Annotated in this window: 29 protein-coding genes; 21 read left to right on the top strand and 8 right to left on the bottom strand. The window is 40.1% G+C overall.

The window, feature by feature from the left end; translation table 11 throughout:
- The first annotated feature begins 16 nt into the window (after positions 1–16).
- The 3 genes from ACFPU1_RS12305 (at position 17) to ACFPU1_RS12295 (ending at position 2614) form a co-directional block, all read left to right on the top strand.
- Entirely contained in the window at positions 17–1963 is a 1947-nt protein-coding gene (locus ACFPU1_RS12305; RefSeq protein ID WP_385941555.1) for an AMP-binding protein, read from the top strand.
- Between the two features lie 112 nt (positions 1964–2075).
- A complete protein-coding gene (locus ACFPU1_RS12300) occupies positions 2076–2288 on the top strand; it encodes an alpha/beta-type small acid-soluble spore protein (protein ID WP_054635587.1) in 213 nt (70 codons plus the stop codon).
- A 149-nt stretch (positions 2289–2437) separates the two neighbouring features.
- On the top strand, positions 2438–2614 hold the full coding sequence (locus ACFPU1_RS12295) for a hypothetical protein (RefSeq protein ID WP_385941553.1): 177 nt from the start codon (positions 2438–2440) through the stop codon (positions 2612–2614).
- A 276-nt stretch (positions 2615–2890) separates the two neighbouring features.
- Here ACFPU1_RS12295 and ACFPU1_RS12290 read toward each other — a convergent pair whose 3' ends face one another.
- The 3 genes from ACFPU1_RS12290 to ACFPU1_RS12280 all read right to left on the bottom strand — a co-directional run bounded on the left by ACFPU1_RS12290 (position 2891) and on the right by ACFPU1_RS12280 (position 3773).
- Positions 2891–3058, bottom strand: coding sequence for a hypothetical protein (locus ACFPU1_RS12290; RefSeq protein WP_198153415.1), 168 nt, complete (start codon positions 3056–3058; stop codon positions 2891–2893).
- 64 nt (positions 3059–3122) lie between these two features.
- Positions 3123–3347, bottom strand: a complete 225-nt coding sequence (locus tag ACFPU1_RS12285; protein ID WP_100398180.1) for a YheE family protein — start codon at positions 3345–3347, stop codon at positions 3123–3125.
- A 93-nt stretch (positions 3348–3440) separates the two neighbouring features.
- On the bottom strand, positions 3441–3773 hold the full coding sequence (locus tag ACFPU1_RS12280) for a hypothetical protein (RefSeq protein WP_385941550.1): 333 nt from the start codon (positions 3771–3773) through the stop codon (positions 3441–3443).
- 131 nt (positions 3774–3904) lie between these two features.
- Between ACFPU1_RS12280 and ACFPU1_RS12275 the strand changes: the two genes are divergently transcribed.
- The 4 genes from ACFPU1_RS12275 (at position 3905) to ACFPU1_RS12260 (ending at position 8113) form a co-directional block, all read left to right on the top strand.
- Entirely contained in the window at positions 3905–5041 is a 1137-nt protein-coding gene (locus tag ACFPU1_RS12275; RefSeq protein WP_385941547.1) for a DUF445 domain-containing protein, read from the top strand.
- Positions 5042–5118: 77 nt separating this feature from the next.
- Complete coding sequence (locus tag ACFPU1_RS12270; protein ID WP_054635583.1) at positions 5119–5472, top strand: YlbF/YmcA family competence regulator; 354 nt, start codon at positions 5119–5121, stop codon at positions 5470–5472.
- A gap of 132 nt (positions 5473–5604) precedes the next feature.
- The gene (locus ACFPU1_RS12265; protein ID WP_054635582.1) at positions 5605–6447 is read left to right on the top strand and encodes an HAD hydrolase family protein; all 843 of its coding nucleotides are present in this window, start codon (positions 5605–5607) and stop codon (positions 6445–6447) included.
- 145 nt (positions 6448–6592) lie between these two features.
- The gene (locus ACFPU1_RS12260) at positions 6593–8113 is read left to right on the top strand and encodes a coproporphyrinogen III oxidase (protein WP_385941543.1); all 1521 of its coding nucleotides are present in this window, start codon (positions 6593–6595) and stop codon (positions 8111–8113) included.
- Between the two features lie 358 nt (positions 8114–8471).
- Here the strand turns inward: ACFPU1_RS12260 and ACFPU1_RS12255 are convergent, their stop codons facing one another.
- Positions 8472–8654 (bottom strand): YhzD family protein, encoded by a 183-nt coding sequence (locus tag ACFPU1_RS12255; protein WP_100398184.1) that lies wholly within the window; start codon positions 8652–8654, stop codon positions 8472–8474.
- A gap of 223 nt (positions 8655–8877) precedes the next feature.
- On the opposite strand from ACFPU1_RS12255, the gene ACFPU1_RS12250 reads away from it, so the two are divergent.
- The 11 genes from ACFPU1_RS12250 to ACFPU1_RS12200 all read left to right on the top strand — a co-directional run bounded on the left by ACFPU1_RS12250 (position 8878) and on the right by ACFPU1_RS12200 (position 20523).
- Positions 8878–9777 (top strand): ABC transporter ATP-binding protein, encoded by a 900-nt coding sequence (locus ACFPU1_RS12250; protein ID WP_385941539.1) that lies wholly within the window; start codon positions 8878–8880, stop codon positions 9775–9777.
- Positions 9770–11035: an ABC transporter permease gene (locus tag ACFPU1_RS12245; protein WP_385941536.1), complete on the top strand. Its 1266-nt coding sequence runs from the start codon at positions 9770–9772 to the stop codon at positions 11033–11035. The genes ACFPU1_RS12250 and ACFPU1_RS12245 overlap by 8 nt, the downstream gene beginning before the upstream one ends.
- Positions 11036–11260: 225 nt before the next feature.
- Positions 11261–11938 carry a lytic transglycosylase domain-containing protein gene (locus tag ACFPU1_RS12240; protein ID WP_385941534.1) on the top strand — a complete coding sequence of 226 codons (678 nt, stop codon included), beginning with the start codon at positions 11261–11263 and terminating at the stop codon, positions 11936–11938.
- A 134-nt stretch (positions 11939–12072) separates the two neighbouring features.
- A complete protein-coding gene (locus ACFPU1_RS12235; protein ID WP_385941531.1) occupies positions 12073–12336 on the top strand; it encodes a hypothetical protein in 264 nt (87 codons plus the stop codon).
- Between the two features lie 28 nt (positions 12337–12364).
- Positions 12365–13093 carry a membrane protein insertase YidC gene (gene yidC / locus ACFPU1_RS12230; RefSeq protein WP_385941529.1) on the top strand — a complete coding sequence of 243 codons (729 nt, stop codon included), beginning with the start codon at positions 12365–12367 and terminating at the stop codon, positions 13091–13093.
- A gap of 61 nt (positions 13094–13154) precedes the next feature.
- Positions 13155–13745, top strand: a complete 591-nt coding sequence (locus ACFPU1_RS12225; protein WP_385941527.1) for a hypothetical protein — start codon at positions 13155–13157, stop codon at positions 13743–13745.
- A gap of 143 nt (positions 13746–13888) precedes the next feature.
- Positions 13889–15124 carry a metallophosphoesterase family protein gene (locus ACFPU1_RS12220; RefSeq protein ID WP_385941524.1) on the top strand — a complete coding sequence of 412 codons (1236 nt, stop codon included), beginning with the start codon at positions 13889–13891 and terminating at the stop codon, positions 15122–15124.
- Between the two features lie 5 nt (positions 15125–15129).
- Positions 15130–18018 carry an ATP-binding protein gene (locus ACFPU1_RS12215; protein ID WP_385941521.1) on the top strand — a complete coding sequence of 963 codons (2889 nt, stop codon included), beginning with the start codon at positions 15130–15132 and terminating at the stop codon, positions 18016–18018.
- A gap of 123 nt (positions 18019–18141) precedes the next feature.
- Positions 18142–18822 carry a response regulator transcription factor gene (locus ACFPU1_RS12210; RefSeq protein WP_385941518.1) on the top strand — a complete coding sequence of 227 codons (681 nt, stop codon included), beginning with the start codon at positions 18142–18144 and terminating at the stop codon, positions 18820–18822.
- A complete protein-coding gene (locus ACFPU1_RS12205) occupies positions 18819–20165 on the top strand; it encodes a sensor histidine kinase (RefSeq protein WP_385941516.1) in 1347 nt (448 codons plus the stop codon). Before ACFPU1_RS12210 ends, ACFPU1_RS12205 begins: the two co-directional genes overlap by 4 nt.
- An 82-nt stretch (positions 20166–20247) precedes the next feature.
- Entirely contained in the window at positions 20248–20523 is a 276-nt protein-coding gene (locus ACFPU1_RS12200; RefSeq protein ID WP_385941513.1) for a sporulation YhaL family protein, read from the top strand.
- A 47-nt stretch (positions 20524–20570) separates the two neighbouring features.
- Here the strand turns inward: ACFPU1_RS12200 and ACFPU1_RS12195 are convergent, their stop codons facing one another.
- Positions 20571–21464, bottom strand: coding sequence for a foldase protein PrsA (locus tag ACFPU1_RS12195; RefSeq protein ID WP_385941511.1), 894 nt, complete (start codon positions 21462–21464; stop codon positions 20571–20573).
- A 155-nt stretch (positions 21465–21619) separates the two neighbouring features.
- On the opposite strand from ACFPU1_RS12195, the gene ACFPU1_RS12190 reads away from it, so the two are divergent.
- Positions 21620–21703: a YjcZ family sporulation protein gene (locus tag ACFPU1_RS12190; protein WP_035710302.1), complete on the top strand. Its 84-nt coding sequence runs from the start codon at positions 21620–21622 to the stop codon at positions 21701–21703.
- 212 nt (positions 21704–21915) lie between these two features.
- On the opposite strand, the gene ACFPU1_RS12185 is transcribed toward ACFPU1_RS12190, so the two are convergent.
- Complete coding sequence (locus tag ACFPU1_RS12185; protein ID WP_054635569.1) at positions 21916–22101, bottom strand: hypothetical protein; 186 nt, start codon at positions 22099–22101, stop codon at positions 21916–21918.
- Between the two features lie 146 nt (positions 22102–22247).
- Here ACFPU1_RS12185 and ACFPU1_RS12180 point away from each other — a divergent pair, with 146 nt between their 5' ends.
- Positions 22248–22823, top strand: a complete 576-nt coding sequence (locus tag ACFPU1_RS12180; protein WP_385941508.1) for a YpmS family protein — start codon at positions 22248–22250, stop codon at positions 22821–22823.
- Positions 22824–22840: 17 nt separating this feature from the next.
- Here the strand turns inward: ACFPU1_RS12180 and ACFPU1_RS12175 are convergent, their stop codons facing one another.
- Positions 22841–23395 carry a DUF3267 domain-containing protein gene (locus ACFPU1_RS12175; protein ID WP_385941505.1) on the bottom strand — a complete coding sequence of 185 codons (555 nt, stop codon included), beginning with the start codon at positions 23393–23395 and terminating at the stop codon, positions 22841–22843.
- A 311-nt stretch (positions 23396–23706) separates the two neighbouring features.
- Here ACFPU1_RS12175 and ACFPU1_RS12170 point away from each other — a divergent pair, with 311 nt between their 5' ends.
- Positions 23707–24045, top strand: a complete 339-nt coding sequence (locus ACFPU1_RS12170; RefSeq protein ID WP_385941504.1) for a DUF1878 family protein — start codon at positions 23707–23709, stop codon at positions 24043–24045.
- A 24-nt stretch (positions 24046–24069) separates the two neighbouring features.
- Here the strand turns inward: ACFPU1_RS12170 and ACFPU1_RS12165 are convergent, their stop codons facing one another.
- Complete coding sequence (locus tag ACFPU1_RS12165; protein WP_100398199.1) at positions 24070–24633, bottom strand: HTH-type transcriptional regulator Hpr; 564 nt, start codon at positions 24631–24633, stop codon at positions 24070–24072.

Genomic DNA, 24633 nt, shown 5'->3' with positions numbered 1-24633 from the left:
AAGGGAGAGTGAATCCATGTCTTCAGACGCAGTGTGGTTTCCGGAAAAATCTCAAATAGAAGCAACGCGGTTGTATCAATGGATAAAAAAATTAGGATATGAAGATTATGACACATTCCTAAAAGATTCTACTGATAATGTCAGCTGGTTTTGGGGAGAAGCAGAAAAGGCATTGGATTTAGACTGGTATTCTAATTATTCAAAGGTTCTGGATGATTCAAAAGGAACAAAGTGGCCTCGGTGGTTTGTTGATGGAGAAGTGAACGCTGTTCACCTCTCCATCGAAAAATGGGCTAAGGATCCTGATATGGCAGGGCAAAAAGCCTTAATATGGGAAAGTGAAACCGGGGAAGTCATAAATTATACTTACAAAGAATTTGCGGAGGAAGTGGCTCGTGCTGCCGGGGGCCTTCGTAATCTTGGACTGAAAAAAGGCGATATAGTTTCCATATACATGCCGATGGTTCCAGAAACAGTTATCGCCATGATGGCTATATCAAAACTGGGGGGAATTTATTCACCAACTTTTTCGGGATACGGGGCTGATGCAGTAGCCATTCGCATGAATGCGGCCGAATCTAAATTCCTGATCACTGCTGATGGTTTTCTACGCAGGGGCAAAGAGGTTCCTATGAAGGAGGAAGCCGATAAAGCAGTGGAATTATGCCCGTCAGTGGAAAAGGTAATTGTTATAAAGAGATTAAACCGTGAGGTAAATTGGAATATGAATCAGGATGTTGAGTGGGGAGACATGCTAAAAGCTCCTCCCATTACCGAAACAGTAAGAATGGAAAGCTCAGATCCTTTAATGATTTTATATACCTCAGGTACAACAGGTAAACCAAAGGGAGCCGTCCATACTCATTCTGGGTTTCCGGTTAAAGCAGCTTTTGATGCTGGAATCGGAATGGACCTGAAGAAAAAAGAAACACTTTTCTGGTTTACCGATATGGGTTGGATGATGGGGCCTTTTCTTGTATATGGAGCTTTAATCAATGGTGCTTCCATGGTTATGTATGAAGGAACGCCAGATTTCCCTGAGCCTGACCGTTTATGGAAATTGGTGGCGGATCACTCAGTTACACATCTAGGTATCTCTCCCACGTTAATTCGTTCTTTTATGAAGTTAGGGGAAGAGTGGGTTAGCAAGCACAGCTTAGCAACCCTTCGCGTGATTGGTTCTACCGGTGAACCTTGGAATCCTGAGCCCTGGACATGGCTCTTTGAAAAGGTCGGAAAGAAGCAAATCCCTATATTTAACTATTCCGGCGGAACAGAAATTTCAGGAGGCATTTTAGGGAACGTTCTTATTAAGCCTATTGGTCCTGTGACCTTTAATTCTGCTCTTCCGGGAATGGCTGCCTATGTATATGATGAAAAAGGACAGCCCATAGCCGAAGAAGTCGGAGAATTGGTGTTGACAAAGCCATGGGTCGGAATGACGCAAGGCTTTTGGAAAGAACCGCAGCGTTATGAAGACACATACTGGTCCAGATGGGAGAATGTCTGGGTACATGGTGATTGGGTAATGAAAGACAAAGAAGGATTTTGGACCATTACTGGACGTTCGGATGATATTTTAAATGTAGCCGGGAAACGGCTTGGTCCGGCTGAAATGGAATCAGTGCTTGTAGATCATCCGGCAGTAGTGGAAGCGGGCACAATCGGCATACCTGATGATATTAAGGGAGAATCCGCTGTCTGCTTTGTAGTGTTAACAAAAGGAACTGAGCTTACTAATGAACTTTCAAAAGAATTGGTTGCTTTAGCCGGAGAGAAGCTTGGAAAAGCACTGCGCCCTAAATTAATATTCTCTGTCAGTGACCTTCCCAAAACAAGAAATGCCAAAGTGATGCGTCGAGCGATTAAGGCTGCATTTCTAAATAAAGAAGCAGGAGATTTATCTTCACTTGAGAATCCATCAGCAGTAGAGGAGATAAGAAAACTTGGGAAACAATTATAAAAGCCTCCCTTAACGGAGGTTTTTTATTTTGGACGATTTGACTGAAATTGGTAAGAATAGAGTTGCAATTTCGATGCAAACTAGGAGTACAAAGAAAGAGGAGGTGACAACCATGGCAAGCAACAACAACGGCAACTCTAACCAGTTACTTGTACCTGGAGTACAGCAGGCTCTAGATCAAATGAAGTATGAGATTGCTCAAGAATTTGGAGTAGATCTTGGAGCTGACTCAACTTCTCGTGCAAACGGTTCTGTTGGGGGAGAAATCACTAAGCGTCTTGTTCAAATGGCTGAACAGCAAATGGGCGGCTTCCAACAGCAATAATTAAATAATATGGCTAGAGAGAGACAGCATTAGCTGTCTCTTCTTTTGATCATTTTGCTGTTTGCCATTCTTTTCTTATGTCATTATGTCCTGTGTGCAACGGATTAAAACCATTAGAAAAAATAAATTGCCCGAGCTGTTTTCATGTAATGAACGATATTGGCAAAGTGATAGACCGTTTTGACGATTACAGTCCATATGAAGATATTGACATGCAAAAAAAATCAGATGGGATCAAGGATGATCTAGTGAATCATATTTGTCCTCACCTTCTTTTTTGCCCTGAATGTAAACGTGAAACCATTATTTATATAAAAGAAAAATAAAACGACTTTGCTGGCAACAGGCTGTTGAGAAAGAATTCTCAGCAGCCTGTTTCTTTGGAAATTATAATGAAGATTGGAGTAGTAAGTTATTTTAAGGGGACTGGCTTTGCTCTTCTCTGCCTCGTTGTGTGAGCGATCTCAGCACTAAAAAGCAGGTAGCTTGGAAGCACCTGCTGCAACAATTCTTATGAAAAAAACGAGCTGAATGCTCTCCCGACTTCTTTCAAACCGGGGGAATCCCTCAAGAATTACTCTGGCCTTTCTGCCAGTATGAGATTAATTTTCACCAGGTTTCTCTTCTTTGTCTAATTCACGAGCCCCTTCAATTTGCGGGAAGTCGTGGTCCGTCTTTACTACTCCTCCTGCCATGCCCTCACTAATCATTCGGTCAACATCTATTGAATAGTTTTTTCCTTGTACTTGCCCTTTTTGTTTTTTGTCCATAAAAAAGCCCCCTAGAATTAGATAGGCTTAGTATGTCAGACAGGGAGGTAATTATGTTTATATTTTAAGAAATGGGGTTATGGTCTTCGTAAATGTGATACAGCATAAGGTCATGAATTTGTTGTTCGACTTTTTCTTTCTCGTTTTCAGGTTCTTTTAGTGTCCATTCAATTGTGCCGTCTTTATAATACGTGCCTTTATAAAAAGTACCTTTATAATAGAAAGAAAAGGCCCATTCTCTTCTAACTAAATTGTTGCGCAGCTCTTTCCATTGAAAATGAGAAATCATGCAGTTCGCCCCTTCAAGTGCATTATCAGTTAGTATATATTTTAGCACAAATGACAGCGTTTTCGTAAGAAAAGCGTTTCTTTGGACGAAACGCTAGGAAGACCAGTTGGGTATAAACCAAACCTTTTGGTGCCAGTGTGTAACTATTGGCTGCTTGCTTTTTACAAAATACGAAATAGAGGTAAAATAATAATCTGGATCAATAAACGTCCACCAGGCCTGAATCCTTGGAAAAATAATAGATAGTGCAATTATTTTTCCATCCCATAACACAGCTTCAATTTTTACTGAACCTGAATTGATGTCTTCTTCATTTATCGCAGAAAATACTTGTCTTTCTTTTTTGTTTCCTGTCTTTTTAATGAGTTTTAAGGCTTTCTTCCGGTATTTGCGCCAATTGTTTTGGTGAAGGGAGAGAATTATCATGAAGCTTACTCCTTTCGTTTTCTCCCAGGGAAAGGTAGGCGGCCATGCTTGCGGTAAAACATAGGAGTTGATACAGTATTGTATGTTCCACGTTCAAAAAGTGTGAGGTTGTCAAAAAGGAGAGCACATAAATGGAAGTTATTTTTTTATTTTTGCTGATGATTATCATAGGGGCATTAATTGGCGGCATGACGAACTCATTAGCGATAAAAATGTTATTCCGGCCTTACAGCCCAAAATATATCGGAAAGTGGAGGGTGTCCTTTACTCCCGGCCTGATTCCAAAGAGAAGAAAAGAATTGGCTGAACAGCTTGGGCACTTAGTCGTTACTCATTTGTTAACTCCTGAAGGAATTCAGGGGAAAATTAACGACCCTTTTTTCAAAGAAGAAATGACCAAGTGGGCTCAGGATGAAACGTCTAAGCTCCTTAGAACCGAGCAATCGATTTCTGGATTTATGATTGAGAAATTTGAGCGAAATCCAAGAGAGTGGGCTGAACAAACGACTCATGACTTTATAAAAGAGTCGATTGGTAAGTTCTTTGAGGAAAACAGATACAAAAAAATTAAAGATGTCGCACCGTTAGAAGTATTAAAAAGAGGAGATGACTTAGCACCCCTTATAGGAGAATGGGTTACGAAACGAGGAGCTCAGTATTTTTCCAGCCAGGAAGGCAAAGATCAGCTTCATGTTCTTCTTGAAAAATTCTTCGCCGGAAAAGGTTCAATGTTTAATTTTTTAGGGACAATGTTTGGAAATGATAAAATAGTAGCTAAGCTTCAGCCTGAAATTGTGAAATTTTTTAAAGATCCTGCTTCAAAACGTTTTATTGAGCAGTTGATTTATAAAGAATGGGACCAATTGAAAGAACTTCCAGTTTCTAAGGTTGAAACTTGGATTGACAAAGAAAAAAGTGCCGGGAAAGTTACAGAGTGGGTGGTACAAAAGGTCCCTGTATATGACTGGCTTGACGCTCCTTTAAATGAGTGGGTAATGCAATATGAGGAAAAAGTACTCTATGAAGGGGTTCCTTATATGGTGACAGAAGCCCAGTCCTTTCTTGCTTCTAGGCTAAGTGGATTTTTACAGCGTTTAAATTTAGCTGAAGTGATCAGACTACAGGTTGAAGCATTTTCTGTGCAGCGACTCGAAAGCATGGTCCTTACGATCTCACGCCGAGAATTTAAAATGATTACTTACCTTGGAGCACTTCTAGGAGGATTTGTCGGCTTTATTCAAGGTATTATCGTAACTTTTTTCGCATAAATCATTGTTTATTGGTGATTTTTAACCCTTCTTCATGTTATCCTCGTAAAAGACTCATTAAAGGAGGACTATAAACTATGTCCAATGTATATGATAAGGCTCATGAACTAGCACGCACATTGCGTGAGAGCGATGAATTTTCTAATTTGAAGGACCTTCATGAAAAAGTGGAAAATGACGACGTGGCAAAGCGTATGCTCGATAATTTCCGCCAGCTTCAATTAGAGCTTCAACAAAAGCAAATGCAAGGCCAGCAGCCAACAGAAGAGGAAATCACACAGGCTCAAAAGCAATTTGAAATGGTACAGCAGCATGAGACGATTTCAAAATTGATGGAAGAAGAACAACGTATGAGCACAGTGATTGGCGATGTTAACAAGATTATTACTGAACCATTAGAAGAACTTTACGGCAAGCCGGAAGAACAGTAAAAGTAATACCCCTGCTCAAAAGAGCAGGGTTTTTTTATGGTTGGAGGACGTCCTGACTTTTTCGTTCTATTTGCATCCTGTCCTACATAAAGTGTAGAAGAAAAGGTGAACGACAAGGGAGGGAATGCAGCAGTGACCTATCGTTTATTAGCTTTAAGCATTGATGGGGCAGTCTTAAGGTCAAATGGCAGAATGGCGAAAGAAACCAAAGAGGCTATTGACTTCGTACGAAATAAAGGCGTCTATGTCACTCTTATTACCAACCGAACACATCATGGAGCGAAAAAGGTAGCTAAACTGCTAAAGATGGAGCATGAGATTATTTCCCATGGCGGTGCATTTATTGCGGGCCATGTGGAAAAGCCAATTTATGAAGCCAGAATGAACCCAGACCTGACTTATGATGTGGTTGAAATTCTTGAAAGGTTTTCCTGTCAGGTACAAGTAGAAAATGAAAGGTTTGAGCTGGCAAACAGACATCAGCAGTCCAAGAATTTATTAGGAAAAATGTCTGTAGGCCTTAGCGAGTCTTTGTTCTATCCTAAAACATATGTAGATAATTTAACCGGTCATATCTTTGATCATCAGATTGGTGCCTTAAAAATAAAAGGCAATTTTGAAAGCAGAGAGGAAAGCAAAGAGGCTTTTGAAGATTTGAATCATTCCATCCCCGGAATCAAGGTACGGAGGAAGGAACAGGAATTGGAAATATGCAGGGAAGAGGCTTCAAAAGAAAATGCCTTGGCTTTCTTGATCAGAGAATTGGGTATTCAGTCTGAAGAGGTAGTCATGGTTGGTTCAAAGCCGGATGATATTCCTTCTCTTAAAATGACGGGTCTGGGAGTGGCCATGGGACAATCGCCGGAAGAAGTAAAAGCTGAAGCAAATTGGATTACCCGTTCGAATAACCAGAATGGCGTTCCTTATATGATAAAAGAGGTATTTAGAAAACAAATGAAAGTAGATCAACCTTAAAGGGCCGGCAGGTGCCCTTTTTTGGTTTGGTAAAGAAAAGAAACTCAGGAACGGCAAATAAGGAGTAAAGGCTAAGATACAGTTGACTGAGAGAAGGCAATTCTGTAAACTTAACGTGATTTTAGAAGAGGAAGGGATTTTAGCGATGATTATAAAGGTCACCGGAGTAGAAGAAAATATGCATCAAACCCTTCAGCATATTGCCAATCTTTATTATGAAGAAAGCACAATCATCATTGGAGAAACCGATCAGTGGGATCTCTTTATTCATATTATCCAAGCAGATAAACAAACCGCCTATTATACAGAAGGACAGTTACAGGACAAAAAAGACGGCACTAAAAAAGCAGACTTTTGGAAGGAAACGTTTTCTGGTGAAAGTGACAAGGATAGAAAAAAGAAAGCAAAACAAGCTGTAAGTCACATTATGGTGAAGCTTTTATCCGAGTATACCGGTACCGTACAGCCCTGGGGCACCTTGACGGGCATCAGGCCTACAAAGCTTTATCACAAGCTTATCCGGGAAGGATGGACAACCACCCAAATCCATTCATATTTAAAAACAGACTATCTCCTTTCAGACGAAAAACTTAATCTTTTAGCGGAGATTGTTGAGCGTCAGCACAGTGTCCTCCCTGATTTATATGAGCTTGACAGAGGTGTAAGCATTTATATCGGTATTCCTTTCTGTCCTACGAAATGTGCCTATTGCACGTTTCCAGCCTATGCTATAAACGGTAGAAACGGGTCAGTGGAAACCTTCCTTGAAGGTCTTCATTATGAAATGGAACAAACAGGAAAATGGCTTAAAGAACATAACATTCCCGTAACGACTGTTTATTTTGGCGGGGGGACCCCTACAAGCATTTCAGCAGAAGAAATGGACAAGTTATACAGTCATATGTACAAGGTTTTTTCTGGAATGGAGAAGGTAAGGGAAGTTACTGTGGAAGCCGGCAGGCCTGATACAATTACCCCGGAAAAAATTGAAGTACTAAAGAAGTGGAATATCGATCGCATCAGCATTAATCCTCAGTCTTTTGAGGATACGACTCTTAAAGCAATCGGACGCCACCATTCTGTGGAAGAAACTGTGACAAAATACAAGCTTGCACGCGATATGGGACTGCAAAATATTAATATGGATTTAATCATAGGGCTTCCGGGAGAGGGAGTTTCAGAAATGGAGTATTCTTTGCAGGAAACGGAAAAGTTAAAGCCTGAATCTCTCACAGTTCATACACTTTCTTTTAAACGAGCTTCTGCTATGACAAAGCAAAAAAATAAGTATAAAGTGGCTGGCCGTAAAGAAATTGGACAAATGATGGATATGACCTCAAAATGGACAAAGGAAAATGAGTATGTCCCTTATTATCTATACCGGCAGAAAAACATCCTTGGAAATTTAGAGAACGTGGGGTACTCCTTTAGAGGGAAAGAAAGCCTCTATAATATTATTATTATGGAAGAAGTGCAGACGATTATCGGGCTGGGGTGCGGGGCAGCCAGCAAATGGGTGGAGCCTGGAACCGGAAAAATAACCCGGTTTGCCAATCCCAAAGACCCTGTCAGTTATAATAATGGATATGAAGATTATACAAATAAAAAAATTAAACAGCTAGAAGAGCTGTTTCAAATCAACAACTCAGCTGCATCCACAAAGTAAAGAGGGATGTGGTTCCCCACAGGCTTTTTCATCAGCAATTTTTACACGATATTACTATTTACTTAGATGCTGCAGATGAATATGTGTTATTAAATAAGATTCACCCACTAGAAACACAGTTCACACTCGGACGCTTTTTCTGGCATGCGAGTTTATCTTTAAACATTCAGCCAACAGAGTATTGAAAATAAAGAAAGAGCTTTCACCAATGGTGAGGGCTCTTCTCTCTAGCTAGGTTTTGTTCCTGCTTCATTTTCGTTAGCTGGGGCTTTGCTCCAATTTTTTCACATCTGAAAAAATTTTTAAATCAGTATTTAATCACTCAGCAACCTGAAGGGACAAAGCCCCTTTTTTAATTCTAACGCTGAAAAATAAGTAATTTTCCAGAACGGGTCATTCGGTGTGTTGTTTTTTCATAGTTTTCTTCCTCTAAACGCTTTCTCCCATGGGTAATAGCTTCATCATCGGATTTGAACTGAAAACTTTCATTCAAGAGCATTTCTCCGCTTTTATCAAAGACCGTCAGAAAATAATCCTTCATTAGATCTCCCCCTCACATGACTGAATAACCATTCATATTTTTATTGTAAAGAAACCTTTTTAAAATGGCAAGATAGAAGAAAGAAATTAACACCGCCACAAAATAAATGGTCGTGGCTCATAGCTGTTATACTAGGAAACAGTAAGGACTTCTGTTCTCGAATAAGCAGCTTGTGGTATCATAATGTATCTTGAAACTTGTTATATGTCTTAGGAGGACAACTATGTCATTAGAACTTAAAGGAGTTACAAAAAAGTTTGGCGGGCATACTGCTGTAAATAACTTACACCTTGAGATACCAAGTGGAGAGATGTTTGGAATGCTTGGTTCAAATGGTGCTGGAAAGACCACAACCTTTCGCATGATTATCGGGCTTCTTGACCCTACAAAAGGAAACATTCTTTGGAATGGGAAGCCACTTGGCTACAAAGAAAGTCACAGAATAGGTTATCTGCCCGAAGAGAGAGGATTATATCCTAAAGTAAAAGTGGTAGACCAGCTTGTATACTTAGGCAGGTTAAGAGGGATGAAAAAGGCTGACATTATTCCGGAAATGAGGAAATGGCTGAAGCGTTTTGAAGTAGCTCATTATGAAAAAAAGAAGGTAGAAGAGCTTTCGAAAGGAAATCAACAAAAGATACAATTTATAGCCTCTATTTTACATAGACCAGAAGTTCTGATCTTGGATGAGCCTTTTAGCGGGCTGGACCCTGTAAATGTGGAAATGCTCAAAGAAGCCGTACTAGATATAAAGAGAACAGGAACCACGATTGTATTTTCAAGTCATAGAATGGAGCATGTAGAAGAGCTATGTCAGCACCTTTGCATACTTCAGCAAGGAAGCCCTGTCGTTTATGGAAAACTGACGGAGATAAAACGCTCCTTTGGCAAAATGAATTTACTTATTCATGCAGATTTTGACACAAGGTATTTAGAAAATGTAGAAGGAGTCGTGAAATACCAGCCAAAAGCAGAAGGGGTGCTACTGCAGATCAGCTCGGAAGAAACAGCTCATCATATATTTTCATCGTTGCAGGGAAGAGGTTTTGTCCGCAGGTTTTCTTTGGAAGATCCGTCCTTAAATGATATTTTCATTGAACAGGCAGGTAAGTCTTATGAATAAGTTCTTTATCATTATGTTCCATACGTACTTGTCAAAACTAAAATCAAGGGCATTTATTGTTACTACTCTGATTACCCTGTTATTTGTGTTCGGGTTTATGAACATAGATCGGATTATAGCACTTTTTGAAACGGATGATGAACCGGCTGCAGAGGTAGCCGTGATTGATGAAACAAACGATTTGTTTGAAGCGGCAGACTATCATGTTCAGCAATTATACGACAATATTATCCTGGTTGATGTAGGTGAAAATGAAGAGGCGGCGTTAGAAGCTGTGGAACGAGGAGATTTTAACGGTCTGCTGATTTTAGATTATGAAAATGGGGAGGTTCCAGGCGGTGAATACTATGCACCGACTGTCGCAGAACAAAGCTTGCCGCTGCAGCTTGAGCAGGCTCTCCAGCAGGTGAAAATAGAGCACATGACTGCTACTTTAGATCTTGATCAGGAAACGGTGGAAGCGATTTACGCTCCTGTGTCGTTTGAAAGAACCGCGTTAGATGAAGGAGCAAGGTCTGAAGCGGAATTAAATCAAGCTCGTTTTCTCGTTTATATTCTTCTATTCGTCATTTACTTTTCTGTCTTGTTTTTAGGGAGCTTAATAGCAATGGAAGTGGCCACGGAAAAATCGTCTCGCGTTATGGAAATACTAATTTCCAGCGCTTCTCCGGTGAAACAGATGTTCGGGAAAATAGCAGGCATCGGCCTGTTAGGGTTAACGCAGTTTTTCTTGATTTTCTTAATAGGACTCTGGTCCTTTCAGGGTCAGCCGGCTCAGCAGCCAGCAGATGTTCAAGGGCCAGTTGGGGGCCTGCCGTTCTTTGAAGCTACTGATCTCTCTCTTGTATTACTCTTATATGCTTTTGTCTTCTTTTTTCTTGGATATTTGTTATACGCCACCCTATCAGCCATGCTCGGCTCAATTGTAAGTCGCATAGAGGATGTCAACGCCTCTATTACACCTGTGAACATGCTTGTCATATCAGCTTTTTTCATAGCAATGTTTGGGTTGAGCAGCCCGGAATCGCCAATTATCACGGTTACCTCTTTTATCCCGTTTTTTACACCAATGATTATGTTTTTGCGAGTGGGAATGCTGGAGGTACCGGTATGGGAAGTCGCTCTTTCTATCGTATTGATGCTGGCTGCTATCGCTTTCTTTGCCTGGGTCGGTGCTCGTGTATACAGAGGGGGAGTCTTGATGTATGGCACCTCTCGTTCCCTGAAAGAACTAAGAAAAGCATTCAAGCTAAAATAGAAGGTGCCTGGCACCAAGAGAGATTGTAATGATTTTGTAATAAAAGGAGGAGCGTGTGCTCTTCCTTTTTAAATTCGGCTCAAAGTCCTGGTGCAGCAATGAAAAAAGGAAAGAAATGTTTCGAAATTAGCCTATTTTATCTCTTTGTTTTTTTTTCTAGTGAAGTATAATAAGATCATAGAATCGTAAATGGGGTGCCTTTGAATAGGGTGCCGGAGGTGTCTGATGGCAAAAAATAAGAAAAAGAAAAAAAGACTGATTATCGTCCCGGCAGTTCTCTGCATAGCTGTACTGGCGCTGGGTTGGGGTTTTTATATAGAAAACAAAGACTCATTCAGAGGTTTTAAAGGCGGGTCTATGACATATTTTGGAAAAAATGAAATACCTGAGGAATATATACCTGTGTATAAAGAAGCGGAGGAGGAATACGGAGTTCCTTGGAATCTATTAGCTTCTATTCATAGAATAGAAACCGTTTTTTCCACTATGGATAACATGGTGAGTCCTGCAGGGGCAATCGGTCATATGCAGTTTATGCCTTGTACATTTGTAGGCTGGAACTACCCAGGTTGTGCCGGAGGCTTAGGGGATGCTGAAATAGCCGAAGATGAAATGACCGATCCGGACGTGATTAATGAGTATGGCGGATACGGCGTCGATGCATCCGGTAATGGGAAAGCTGATCCATGGGACATTGAGGACGCAGTATTTTCTGCAGCTAAATTCCTTGCTGCTAATGGAGCTGCAGAAGGGAACTATGAAAATGCTGTCTTTGCTTACAATCGGGCAGACTGGTATGTCGATGAGGTGCTGGAATACGCAGACAACTATAGCGAAGACTTTGTTGCAGTAGATAAGTCTGAACAAACCGTAATGAAACTATTTTCAAGTTTTCTGCCTTAAAAATAGCTGTTTTGATTATGAATGTCCTGTAGAGCGGATATAATGAAGGACGTTAGTGAATTGGATGGCAAGCACAGGCCGGTGTAAAACCTTGTCTATTAGGAAGAATAAATAGCGAAAGGGGGGACAGGAAAATGATGGAGTTATTACTTGATATAAGCTGGCTTGAAATTATTTTTACCCTATCCGTGCTTATGATTTCCGGCTGGATAGCAGTTCAAGTACTAGGCGCAGCTTTTTCGTTCCATAAACGTCCTGTCTCCCAATCCGTATCTGAAAAAGAAACGCTTCCTGCTCAGCGAACAGCAAGGCGTCTTACCTTTATTATGCAGCGCAGGAAAATTCCCGGAGCAGACGAAAATAAGGATGACGAAGACACCTCCCTATTTGTATTTTAAAAATACGATTATAGGGAGGAAATAATAATTGAATAAAAAAACGCTAATCTTTATTGTTTTGCTTGCTTTACTTTCTGTTTTGGCAGCAGGCTGCGGAATGGACAAATCTCCTATCACAATGGAAAGTGAAGGGGTCTGGAATCATTACTTTGTCTTTCCTCTTTCCTGGATGCTTATTGCTGTTGCCAACCTTTTAAATGGAAGCTACGGTGCGGCTATTATTCTAATGACTATCTTTATTAGAATTCTGCTCCTTCCTTTGTTTTTAAAGCAGCAAAAGAGCGCGAAGGCGATGAGAGACTTAAAGCCTGAAATGGAGCGACTTAAAGATAAGTATGATCTAAAGAAAGAAAAAGAAATGCAAAAGTATCAGCGAGAGATGCTGGGTCTTTATCAAAGCAATGGAATCAATCCGGCTGCGGGCTGTCTCCCCATTATGGTACAGCTTCCAATTCTGATGGCCTTTTACTTTGCTATTATGAGGACAGAGGAGATTTCTTCACACTCGTTTTTGTGGATGAACCTTGGTCAGCCTGATCCTTTTTATATCATGCCTTTTCTGGCAGGTGCTGCAATGTTTATGCAGACAAAGCTCGGAATGAATGAAATGCCTGCTAATATGAAACCTGCCATGTATTTAATGCCTGTGATGCTTATTGGTGTCGGGTTTGCCCTGCCTTCTGCCCTTTCACTGTACTGGTTCGCAGGAAGTTTATTTATGATTACACAAACGTACCTCGTGTTAAAAATAAAATAATTAACACAATAAGCCTGCTCCCTGAATAGGATACTCGTGTAAAAGGGGGTAGGCTTTTATCATGAATAACTGGAACAACAATAACTGGAACGGCAACGGCTGGGACAATAATTGGAATAATAACCCTGGTTCACATCACGCCATGGGGGATATGAAACAGCTTTGTCAGCAGCACATTGGCCAGCATGTAGCTCTGCAAACCGCTGATCATCAAATGTTCAACGGGATTATTGAGAATGTAGATGATGAAAATGTTTATCTGTCTGTACCTGAATACGATGAAACAGATATGATGCATATGCAGCAAATGATGCATCAGCCTCACATGATGCCAGAGATGCATCAGCAGATGATGCCTTATGGTGGCATGCAGCCCGGACAGCACATGCCGACACAGCATATACCGACACATATGATGCAGCAGCCGGCAGGATCAGGATGCGGCTGCGGTACAAGAAATGCGAGCCCAGGGGCTGAAGAACAAAGACAATTTATAGGCCCCTATGGAGGAGGTTATGGTTTTGGAGGATATCCATACGGATGGTATGGTCGTCCACCATTCTTCCCGCGTCCGCGCCGCTTCCAACGGCTTATTCTTCCATTAGCAGCTCTTGTCGCTCTTTCTGCACTACCTGGGTTTGGATACTGGTAAGACACGAAGGCACTTTCTTAGTGCCTTCTTTTATTTTTTGCTGAAAAATGTTAAACATAGAAGGAACTATTATATGTAAGAACAAATGCTCCCTTTTTGATATAATGGAGAAAAAAGGATATAAAAAGCAGGTGTATCAACTTATGAAAGAATTGAAATTTATTCATGCTGCAGATTTACATATAGGCAGTCCTATTTCTGCCCAAATTCATGGAAGCGATTATATAAAAGATATTATTAGGGAGTGCATTCATCAGTCAATAACGAGGATGGTTCGTGATGCAATTGACAGGAAGGTTGATTTTGTCATTTTAGCAGGCGATTTATTTGATGATGAAAACAGAAGTGTCAAGGGACAGCTTTGGCTGAGAGAGGAGTTTTTAAAGCTAAAGGAGGCTGACATAAAGGTGTACATCGTTTTTGGGAACCATGATCCTTTGGACAGCCGTTTTGCTCCTGTCACCTGGCCTGACAATGTCTATGTTTTTCCTACAGCAAGTACAGCTATGACAGTGGAGAAAGATAAATTTCCTGTTGCTAATTTGTACGGTTGCAGTTATCCCAAAAAGGCTGTAACTGAAAACCTGGCTGCTTCCTATAAGAAGCAAGACGAACCCTGCTTTCATATTGGCATTCTACATGGACAGGAAAGGTCGCTGGATAGTCATGCTCCTTACGCACCTTTTACTGTAAAAGAATTATCAGAGAAAGGAATGGATTACTGGGCGTTAGGACATATTCACACCAGGCAGTCTCTTCATCCCTCCATTCATTACCCGGGCAATATTCAAGGAAGAAACAAGAAAGAAACAGGAGAAAAAGGGTATTTATATGTAGAACTTAAAGAATCCCAGGATCCTGTGGTAACCTTTTGTTCCTCCGCTCCTGTACAATTTGTTAATATAACGCTATCTGTGACTGACTGTAAAAGCGTAGATGAGCTGATTAATAAGTTTTGGGAAAAAATGAAGATGAATGTTTTGGAAGAAGTGAAAGTTTACCTTGTGTCACTTTGTTTAACAGGCACGGGAGCTCTCTCATCACATTTATCAGAAGAACAAGTTGTAGAGGAAATGAAAGATGTTATAAATACTCTTGGAGAGACTGATAAACCTTTTATACAAGTCATTGCTGTAGAAAACGAGACAAACCTCGAATGGGACAAAGCAGCATTGGCGAGGGAAGGTCATTTTCTAGGTGACGTTTTTAAAGCTGGAGAAGTCTTCAAAAATGACCCTGAATCTATATGGGAAGAATGGGAGGAGCTCTTTTCCCACCCCAAGGCAAGAAAGTTTATTACGAAGCCTGATAGAGATGAAAGCAGGGAAATCATTGAAAAAGCAGAAAAATTGCTTGGTGATGCTTGGATGAAGGAGTAATGCTGATGAGAATAAAGGAAATTTATATATTTGGCTTCGGTCAGTTTCAGGATTTTTCTCTATCTTTTTCGGATGATCACTTTCAAGTGATTTATGGGAAAAATGAAGCTGGAAAGTCTACGATAATGGCATTCATTCAAGCTGTATTATTCGGATTTCCTACAAAAAAGGAAAAAGAGCAGCGCTTAGAACCTCGATCTTCTTCTGCATATGGAGGTATTATTACTCTTATCTCAAAAGATGGTAATAAGGTGAAAATACAGCGTGTAAAAGGAAAAAAAGCAACAGGAGATGTAAGTGTTTTTCTGGAGGATGGTACAACCGAAGGGGAAGAATGGCTGAATGCCTTTTTGCATCAAATGGACCGTTCTTTATATAAAGCCATTTACAGCTTTGGCCTTGAGGGCCTTTATCATATACAGCAGGCAAGCGGTAAGACATTGAGCAACTACCTGTATGAAGCAGGAATGACTGGAACCAGACAGGTTTCTTATATTGAAAAGGAATATAAACAAAAGCTTGATGAACTGTTTAAGCCCAGAGGCCAAAATCCTTCTCTTAATAAGGGGATCAATGATTTACAAGAGAAAAAGAAGGCTTTACTCCAATGGGAAGCTTACTTTTCTGAATATGATAAACTTCAGGAGGAACATAAATCTTTACAAGAAGAAGTTCAGCTGCTGCAAAAGAAAAAAGAAAAAACAGCTAGGGAAATAGAAAGAACAAAACGTCTTCTTGCCTTAGAAACATTGGTAGAAGAAATGGATCATCTTGAAAAAAGAGGACAAGAATTAAAAGAGTACAGTTTGTTTTCAGTGAGTGCTGAGAAAGAACTAGAGCGTTTACAGAGAGCAGAAAAGGAGCTTTCTGAAAGTATTGAAACAGAAGCATATAAGATGACAGAGCTTGAAGAAGATATCTCTTCCATTAAGATAAATGAAACAGTATTGAAAAACCAATTACATTTTTATGCTCTAAAAGACCGCCTTGGAGTTCATGAACGACAAAAAGAAGAAATAGCCGGGATAAAAAAAGAAGTGGAAAAAGAAAAGGAGGAAATTTTATCGCTGGCAAGAGATGCGGGCTGGAAAAGCGAAAGACCTGAAGACGTTTTTTATCCAGATACCTCAGTTGCAGCAGAGCAGGAACTGGTAACCATTACAGAAGCCGTAAGGCAGGCACTTGATCGTGAACGCTTTTTTCAAGAACAACTTTCCCTTCAGGAAGAGAAAGTCAGACTGGCAGAAGAAGATGCAACAGAAGTGAATAGGAGGCTGCTCTCTTATGAGGAAAGAGCAAATGTACAAGAAAAGGTACAAGCTAAACGAGAAGACAAGAATACCTCTTCTTCTGTCTTTGCAGTATCGTTATTTATAATAAGCTTCGTATTCCTAGGAAGTTGGCAGGTCTTTACAGCTTCTCCCTTTCTCGGGGTGTTATTCTTTGCCTTGGCGTTAGCAGGTTACTTATGGCTGGTAAGAACACAAGGAGCAAATAAAAACGGAACTCAAGGCTCTGTAAAGGATGACAACAGCATGGATGCAAGAAGAAGAATAGAGGTTGATGATTTTTTAAAAAGGCAGTTGGAGCAATTGCAATGGAAAAAAGAAAAAGAAGAAAAGACTTTTCAGGAGCTTCATGAAAAGAAAGAAGAATTTTCCCGCACTCGCCTGCAAAAAGAGACCGAGTTTGTTTATTGGAAAGAAGAGTATGGTTTCCCAGATTACCTGAATACCAGGTTAGCTGAGAAATTGTTTTACCGGATAAAAGAACTGCAAAACAAGAGTCGTTCCCTGGCTCAAAAAAAAGAAGATATCGGGCAAATAGAAAAAAGCCTTAATCAGTATGAAAAAGAGGTTTTACAGATGGCTGATACGTTTTCGGTTTCATCTGTCAAGGAGACTCGAATGTTGATTTACCAGATGGAAAAAGCTATCGACCTGGAAAAAGAAAAAGCAACAGAAAAAAGCGATAAAGAAAAAGAATGGATGAATCTGCAAAAAGAAATGAAAAAGAAAAAAGAAAACATGTATCAAATAAAGGATTCTATCAATTCAATCCTCTTTTCTTTTCATGTAAACACAGTTGAAGAGTATTATAACGCAATGACAAAAAAACGTGAGCATGACCGCTTGACTGAAAGATATGAACTCATTTTGGGTCAAATGAAACCTTACATGGATGAAGGAGAGACTATTGAAGAACTAAAGGCCGAAATAAGAGCAATGGATGAGCCATCCTCTGTATTGCTTGGTGAGAAGGAACAAAAAATAGAATATTATCAGGCCAGAGAAAAGGAAATTCAAGAAAAAAAAGCAGAGAAGAAACAAAGGCTGACCTCTATAGAAAAGGGAGGAACCTATGAAGAGCAGCTTCAACGGTACAAAGAAGATACAATAAGCGTAAATGAACTGGCAAAAGAATGGGCCGTTTACAAAACGGCGTTAGTAATGATTAAAAAAGCAAAAGCTGTCCATGAAAAAGAACGACAGCCTCAAGTGATGAAACAGGCAGCCAGATACTTTGCTGACCTTACAGAAGGGGAATACGTAAATTTGTTTGCCCCTTTGGGGGAACAGCGGTTTGTGGCAGAAAATAAACTTGGTCTAAGGTTTTCTCCTGAGGAATTAAGCAGGGGAACGGCTGAACAGTTATATCTGGCTTTACGCTTAGCACTGGCCGAAATTCATGATCCTGCCCTTTCCTTTCCGCTGATTATGGACGATCCTTTTGTGAATTTTGATGACCAGCGAAGAAAACGAGCTTTTGCCCTGTTAAGCCAATTGTCACAAACCCGGCAGATTATTTACTTTTCATGTCATTCTCATAGTAAGGAAGAGATAAACCCTGCCAAAGTAAATCACTTATCAGAGGAATACGGAGAAAGTGTTTAAAAATTTGGTATCTACTACAAAGAGATGGCACTTTCATAAAAAGATTGATACGATGTGTGGGAAGAGATCGAAGGTAAAGCCTTGTAAGGCCAAATAACGTTAAGGTGAAAGGAATAGAGGCTTATGAGTTATACCGTTTACTTAGTGGAAGATGAACAGAATTTATCGGAAGTTTTAAAAGCATATATGGAAAAAGAGGGCTGGACAGTAGAGATATATGATAATGGGGATGACGCCATTGCCGCGATCGATAAGCCTCCCCACCTGTGGGTCCTGGATATTATGCTTCCTGGAACAGATGGATACCAAATTCTAAAAGGGATCCGTGAAAAAGAAGGAGAGGTCCCAGTAATCTTTATTTCAGCCCGGGACCAGGATCTTGATCGGGTTTTGGGACTGGAAATGGGAAGTGATGATTATTTAGCTAAACCTTTTCTCCCTCAGGAGTTAATCATACGTGCGAAAAAGCTTCTCTCTCGCGTATATGGCTCTCAGGTTCAGGAAGTAAAGAAAAGGGAGCTTAACGATTATGTTATCGACCCTGAGGCAAGAACAGTAACAGACAGACTTGATAATAATGAAGTCATTGATTTAACAACAAAGGAAATGGATTTAATTCTTTTGCTTACAGAAGAGCTTGGGAAAGCTCTTTCCAGAGAGGATATCATTGAACAAGTATGGGGGGAAAATTACTTCGGGTCTGAACGGGCAGTGGATGATGTTGTGCGCAGAGTTAGGAAGAAGATGGATCGCATACATCTTGAAACACTGTATGGTTATGGATACCGTGTTCTATCATCATGATGAAGGTAAATTTAACCCAGAGAATCTGGCTTTCTTTTATTGCAATTATTGTTCTGGTTGGCCTGACAATTACAATTATTTATCCAATTTCGATTCGCGGCACTTTGACTGATGAAACATACAGGATTATAGAACAGGAGCAGGCCAGGTTTGCCAATCCATTCAGTGACTATTTCTCTCCACCGCAATCAGAGCTTGATTTTATTGAAAGAAGGGAAGCAGAAAGGTCAGTAGGTCATTTATTCTTATTTGACCAGCTCGGCACTCTGCGCGGAGAGCCTATTCCACCGGATGAGGTACTGCAGGAAATCGTTTCAAATGCAGTAAACCAGGAGGGAAACCGGCAAAGGTATGAGTTAACGTATCACGGAGCTACTTTATTCTATGTAATTTCTCGTATCGAATCTGATGGAGAAGAGGCCTATCAGATCTCTTATATGTGGGACACATATAGAGATTTGATGGTAAATCGTCTATGGGAAAGACTAGTTTATTTAATGTTAATTACAAGTGCCCTCAGTCTTCTGCCGGCTATTTGGCTTAAACGATATTTAAGACAACCTTTAAGAGTGCTTGGAGATCGGTTTGAGCAGATTGCTAAACGAAATTGGAAAGAGCCATTTCGATGGGAAGGGGACGAAGATTTTCAAAAGCTTTCAGATCAGTTTGAGCGAATGCGCCAAAATCTTATCAGGTACGACCGTTCTCAAAAAACATTTATCCAGCATGCTTCCCATGAATTAAAGACACCCATTATGGTGGTAAAAACGTATGCCCAGTCAGTAAAAGACGGCATCATGCCTAAAGATGATCTCGGGCAGACCATGGATGTTATCTTGGAGGAAGCGGACCGGATGGATAAGCGTGTAAAGGACATGCTTTATTTTACAAAACTTGACGCCTTAAAAAAAGAAACAATTAACTTGGAGGAACTTGTATTTGGAGCATTAGCATTCAGAATAGAAGAGAGGTTCCGGATGCAAAGGGAGGATATAACCTTTGTCATTGAGGGAGCCGACCTGAAGTTCAAAGGGGACTCTGAGCATCTGCAAGTTCTCTTGGAAAACCTTGTAGAAAATTCGATGAGGTATGCCAAGGATACCATATGGATTCGGGCTGTTGATGAAGGAAAAAATATAGCCATTATTGTAAAAAACAATGGTGAAAAGATAGAAGAGGAGGACATCCCTCATTTATTTGATCCTTTCAGAAAAGGGAACAAAGGGCAATTTGGATTAGGACTGGCTATCGTCCGTCGCATAGCTGAGCTTCATCACGGCTATCACGAGGTTCTTAATGAAGAAGATGGTGTAAGTTTTAAGATTACGATTCCTAAATCGTAAAAAACCCTGGCATACAATGGTGCTCCCGCTCATAAATTAATAACCAGGAGGACAAGTTTAAATGTAAGAGGAGGGGGAGACCATGAACCTTCATTCCAAGCGATTGCTTTTTATATCAGTGGCCTTATTCTTAGTGTTGGTAACCTTACAGCGTCTTGCCGAGATGGGCGGGATAGCCTTGCCCTGGTGGGTTATTTTAATAGCTGTCGGCTCAGTATATTGCGGGTATATGTGGTATAAAACATCGAAAGAAGAACGGCAGGAAGAACAAAAGTGGATAGAGCAGGAAGGTAGAATCTTTATTCGGCGGATGGAAGATGAAAAGGCAAAAAGAAACAGGGAAAATTCTCTTTCTTGAATGTAAAAAGCGCGGAACTGGCCATCAGCCTGTCCCGCGCTTTTTTCTTATTGCTCAATCCAATCGCTGTATGCAGGGTCTTGCACATTAATCTCTGCCTCAGCCATAATTTCCTCCATTACTTCTTCTGGACTGCGTGCTTCTTGCTGAATGAGTGCTTCTTCAATTTGCTCTTCAAGCTCCTCAAAAGATTCCCTTTTTTCTATGACTTCGATAATGTGGAACCCAAAGTCTGATTCTACAGGTTCACTGACTTCGCCTTCGTCAAGAGAGAATGCAGTTTCTTCAAACTCTTCTACCATTTCTCCGCGGCTAAAAAACCCTAAGTCTCCGCCTTGTGCCCCGGATCCTGGATCAATTGAATGCTCTGATGCCAGCTCTTCAAAGTCAGCACCTTCTTGTAATTCTTCATAAAGCTCATCTGCTTCTTCTTCACTTTCAACGAGAATGTGGCGAGCCCTGACTTCAGCCAGGTCTTCTTCATTCACCTCAAAATATTCTTGTTTCGCTTCATCAGATAGGTCAACATCTTCACGTGTCAGCTCTTCTAGAATAAGCTGTGGTCGGATAAGTTCATTCTTAAATTGCTCTATAGAAGTAACAGGAAGCTGATATTGTGTCTGTAACAGCATGAGCAGCTCATCATCATCTTCTGCATTAAAGTTTTCCTTATACTGGTCTAGTTCCTCTTGAACCTGCTCTTCTGTCACTCCAACTTCTTCAGCTTTATCTTCAAGCACAGTTGTTTGTACCATTTCATTTAACATTTGCTCGCCGTAAGTTTCCTTTAGTTCGTTTATAAATTCCTCTTCAGTAATAACAGTATCATTGACTTCAACAATTGTTTCACCGTTTTGTGCATCTTGTTCATTGTTGTTACAAGCAGTTAAGGCTGCTACAGCTCCGCCAATGCTTAACAACGTGATTAATCGCTTATTCATTTTTGTTGTTCACTCCTCAAGTAGTGCCTTTCTCATAGACAAACATACTATACCATAAACGCTATAGAAGAAAAAAGAGTTTTTAGGCAAAAGCCCACGCATCCGAAAGAGGGAAAGAATAAACTATTGTAAACATGGCAGGGGGAGGTGTTCTCATGTCTAAAGGATATTACGGCGGGTTCGCGTTAATTGTAGTCCTGTTCATCTTACTAGTTATTGTTGGAGCTTCATGGTATTAAGATAAAGGTTAGCTTTCGAGCAGCTTATTTAACCAAAAAAAGGGTCTCCCTTATGATGTCTTCTCCTCACTGGATCCAATAAGAAATGGGCAGATAGAAACAGAACCATTTCCTGCTGGAAACATGAAGAAAAGCCTCAAGGGAGACCCTTATTGATAAACGACCTGGTTCAGGCTTGATTTGCATACTGTAGCAGCCTGGATGAAATGCGTCTAGGCTGCAATTAACATTCTGACGTACGTTGATGTTAACAGAATTGTAATGAGAACGTTAATTGTACGAAACACTTTAGGCTGACGCTCTTCCGAGATTTCTTTTTGTGTGCAAAGGGCGTTAGTCATGGAATTGATTACAAATAAATAAAAAAGAGCAAAAATTACAAAGAAGACAACGAACATAATGTTACCCCCAATAACTCATATCTTCTTTACCTTACCAAAAGTTCAAGGAAAAAGATAGTTTTTTCACTTCCAAAAAAGGAAACTACAAAGAAAGCGGAGGAAATAATTTATAAAGCAGGTGTGTGGCAATGGAGAACAGAAAAATGAAAAATATTTGGATGATTGCCTTTTTCCTCCTCCTTAGTGTAAATATAATTGTTATAATCGGAGGGGTGGCAGCTATCAACCATTACTTACCTGAGACAGAAGACTCTAAAGAGCTGCCTGAAAGGACAGTGGAAGAGCCAGGCGAACCGGTTTTTACCCTTACTACTACAAAGGAACAACTGAATTATTTCTTATATGAAGAACTGGAAGATGAAGAATTCAGTGTAGAAGCAGCAGAGGACCGTCTGATCCTTGAATCTTCAATAGAGCTTCTTGGGAGGTCTATTGAATTAGAGATGAACTTTGCTCCAGAAGTTCAGGAAAATGGAGATCTTATACTTCGCGAGGATGGTCTCCGTCTTGGCATTTTGCAACTGCCAGGATCCGAAGCCTTACAAGTCCTTACATCACAAGCAGACTTGCCTGAATGGGCAGAAATTTATCCGGAAGAGCGAGCCATCTATATCTCTCTTTCAGAAATAGAGATTAATGATGAATATGTACCAGCGATCAGAGAAATTGATTTGCTGGAAAATAATATCGAAATTGATATTCTGAGAATTCAGGAATAATGGGTAAGGCAGCCGTCTTAAGATGGCTGCTTTACTAAAATGTCGACACCATTTTTATTTCTCTCTACTACGCTGTATTTAGGTGCTTTTATTAATTGTTTTACATAAACCCAGTCATAAACAGAAAGCCCTGCATTAATTGAAGTGATTAACAGAAAATAATGCATGTACTCAGGCCAGGTTAATGCTCCAAGAAGAGCCCCTATCGTAATTAAAAATGAGGGAAATAGTAAAGCAGTAATGTAGAGATTTTTTGCCACAGGCTTGTTAAACTGTACTTTCATTGTTACTTTTTGTTTTCCTTTTTTTTTCACTTTATAAAGCCGTACGTCCGTCTTGATCCCTGCAAACCAAAGGGGGACATAATGCAACATGGTATGAACTGGATATAATGTGACTATGGCAGCAACCGTAAGCGTGAAACCGATGCCTTGTGAGCTGATATCTCCATAATAGAGACTAAAAATCAGGTAACTTATAATGAAAATACATAATGTTATACCTAATGAAATAAGCATCAGTCGTGATGAATCGAAATCTTTGAGTGTATTTACTGATTTCCAGCAGTTCATCCCAATCTCCTCCCTTCAGCCATCTCTTTGATTAATTTAGAGGGAATTGCTTAAAAAATCAATAGGTAAGACATAAATTATTAAAAAACATAGATTTTCGACAATTTTGTACTTTTCTTATAAAAAAGCTTTGTTCCATTTGTCGTTGATTTTTGTTTTTAGACGCTTGCTTGCACCTAAAGGTACCTTGCTTTCCTTCATCCGAATTCATGTGGTCTTCACGACTTTATCCACACGCAAATAACTTTTAAAAATCAACATTCGCCTTTAACAGAGACAAAAAAGAATAGGGAAGGAGGAAAAATTATTATATGGATGAAGAATGGAGAGAGAGAATTGAAAGGCTGGAGTTTCATCAAAAGCTTCTGATGGAGCTTATTGATGAAAGACATCCCTTTTACCGGCTAATTATAAAAAGAAAGATAACAGAAAAGGAAATGAGTAAACTGTATTCTTTGTGCGCTGTGTTAGAGCGAAAGCTGGCTGAAGAAAGAAAACAGGGAATGGTCTATCACGGGGAGCTGCTGGATGAATTTATAGGAGAACTGAACCCTAAGTTAAATCCTGAAGAAACCATCATGGCACTGAAAAAGCAGGGGTTGTACATAGATTTGGTGACGGTCCTCCAGGATCGGAAAAGGGAGAGATGAATAGGGGGGAATTCCTAAACCCGGCTACTTTGCAGAAGTTGGCCGAAGAGCCCCCTCTTCTTCTTTAAATTCTTCTTCAAATGTATGAAGGGACTCATCTAAAGAATTCATAAATTCAGTCCCGTATATATAACGAACAATGGTATATAATTCTGAAAATTCTGGGAATTTTCCATACAATTCTTTAATTGGCATAGCCCCCTGGTAAACACTATAGGTATTGTGGTCATAACTTTCAAAAGTTTTTAGCAGAAGCTCTTCACCTTTGTCAGTCAATTTTATATAGGTATTTCTTTTATCTTTTTCACGCTTAGAGAAAGTTAAATAGCCTCTTTCCTCTAACTTTTTTGAAAAGTTAAAAGCAGTTGAAACATGCATGACACCAAATTTAGCGATATCAGATATAGAGGCACCCTTCATCTGGTAAGAGAGCCATAGGATATGGTGTTCATTAATATTTAAGTCAAACGGTTTAATCCACGCCTGCCAATCCTTTTCAACGGATTTCCACAATGCTTTACTTAATTGTGCCACTTTGTGGCTGAAAATAATGGACTCCTGAATGGAGTCAGAAGAATAGTTAGCCAT

This window comes from Thalassorhabdus alkalitolerans, assembly GCF_042656525.1.
Classification (GTDB): domain Bacteria; phylum Bacillota; class Bacilli; order Bacillales; family Marinococcaceae; genus Thalassorhabdus; species Thalassorhabdus alkalitolerans.
This window is presented reverse-complemented; position numbering and strand designations above follow the sequence as displayed.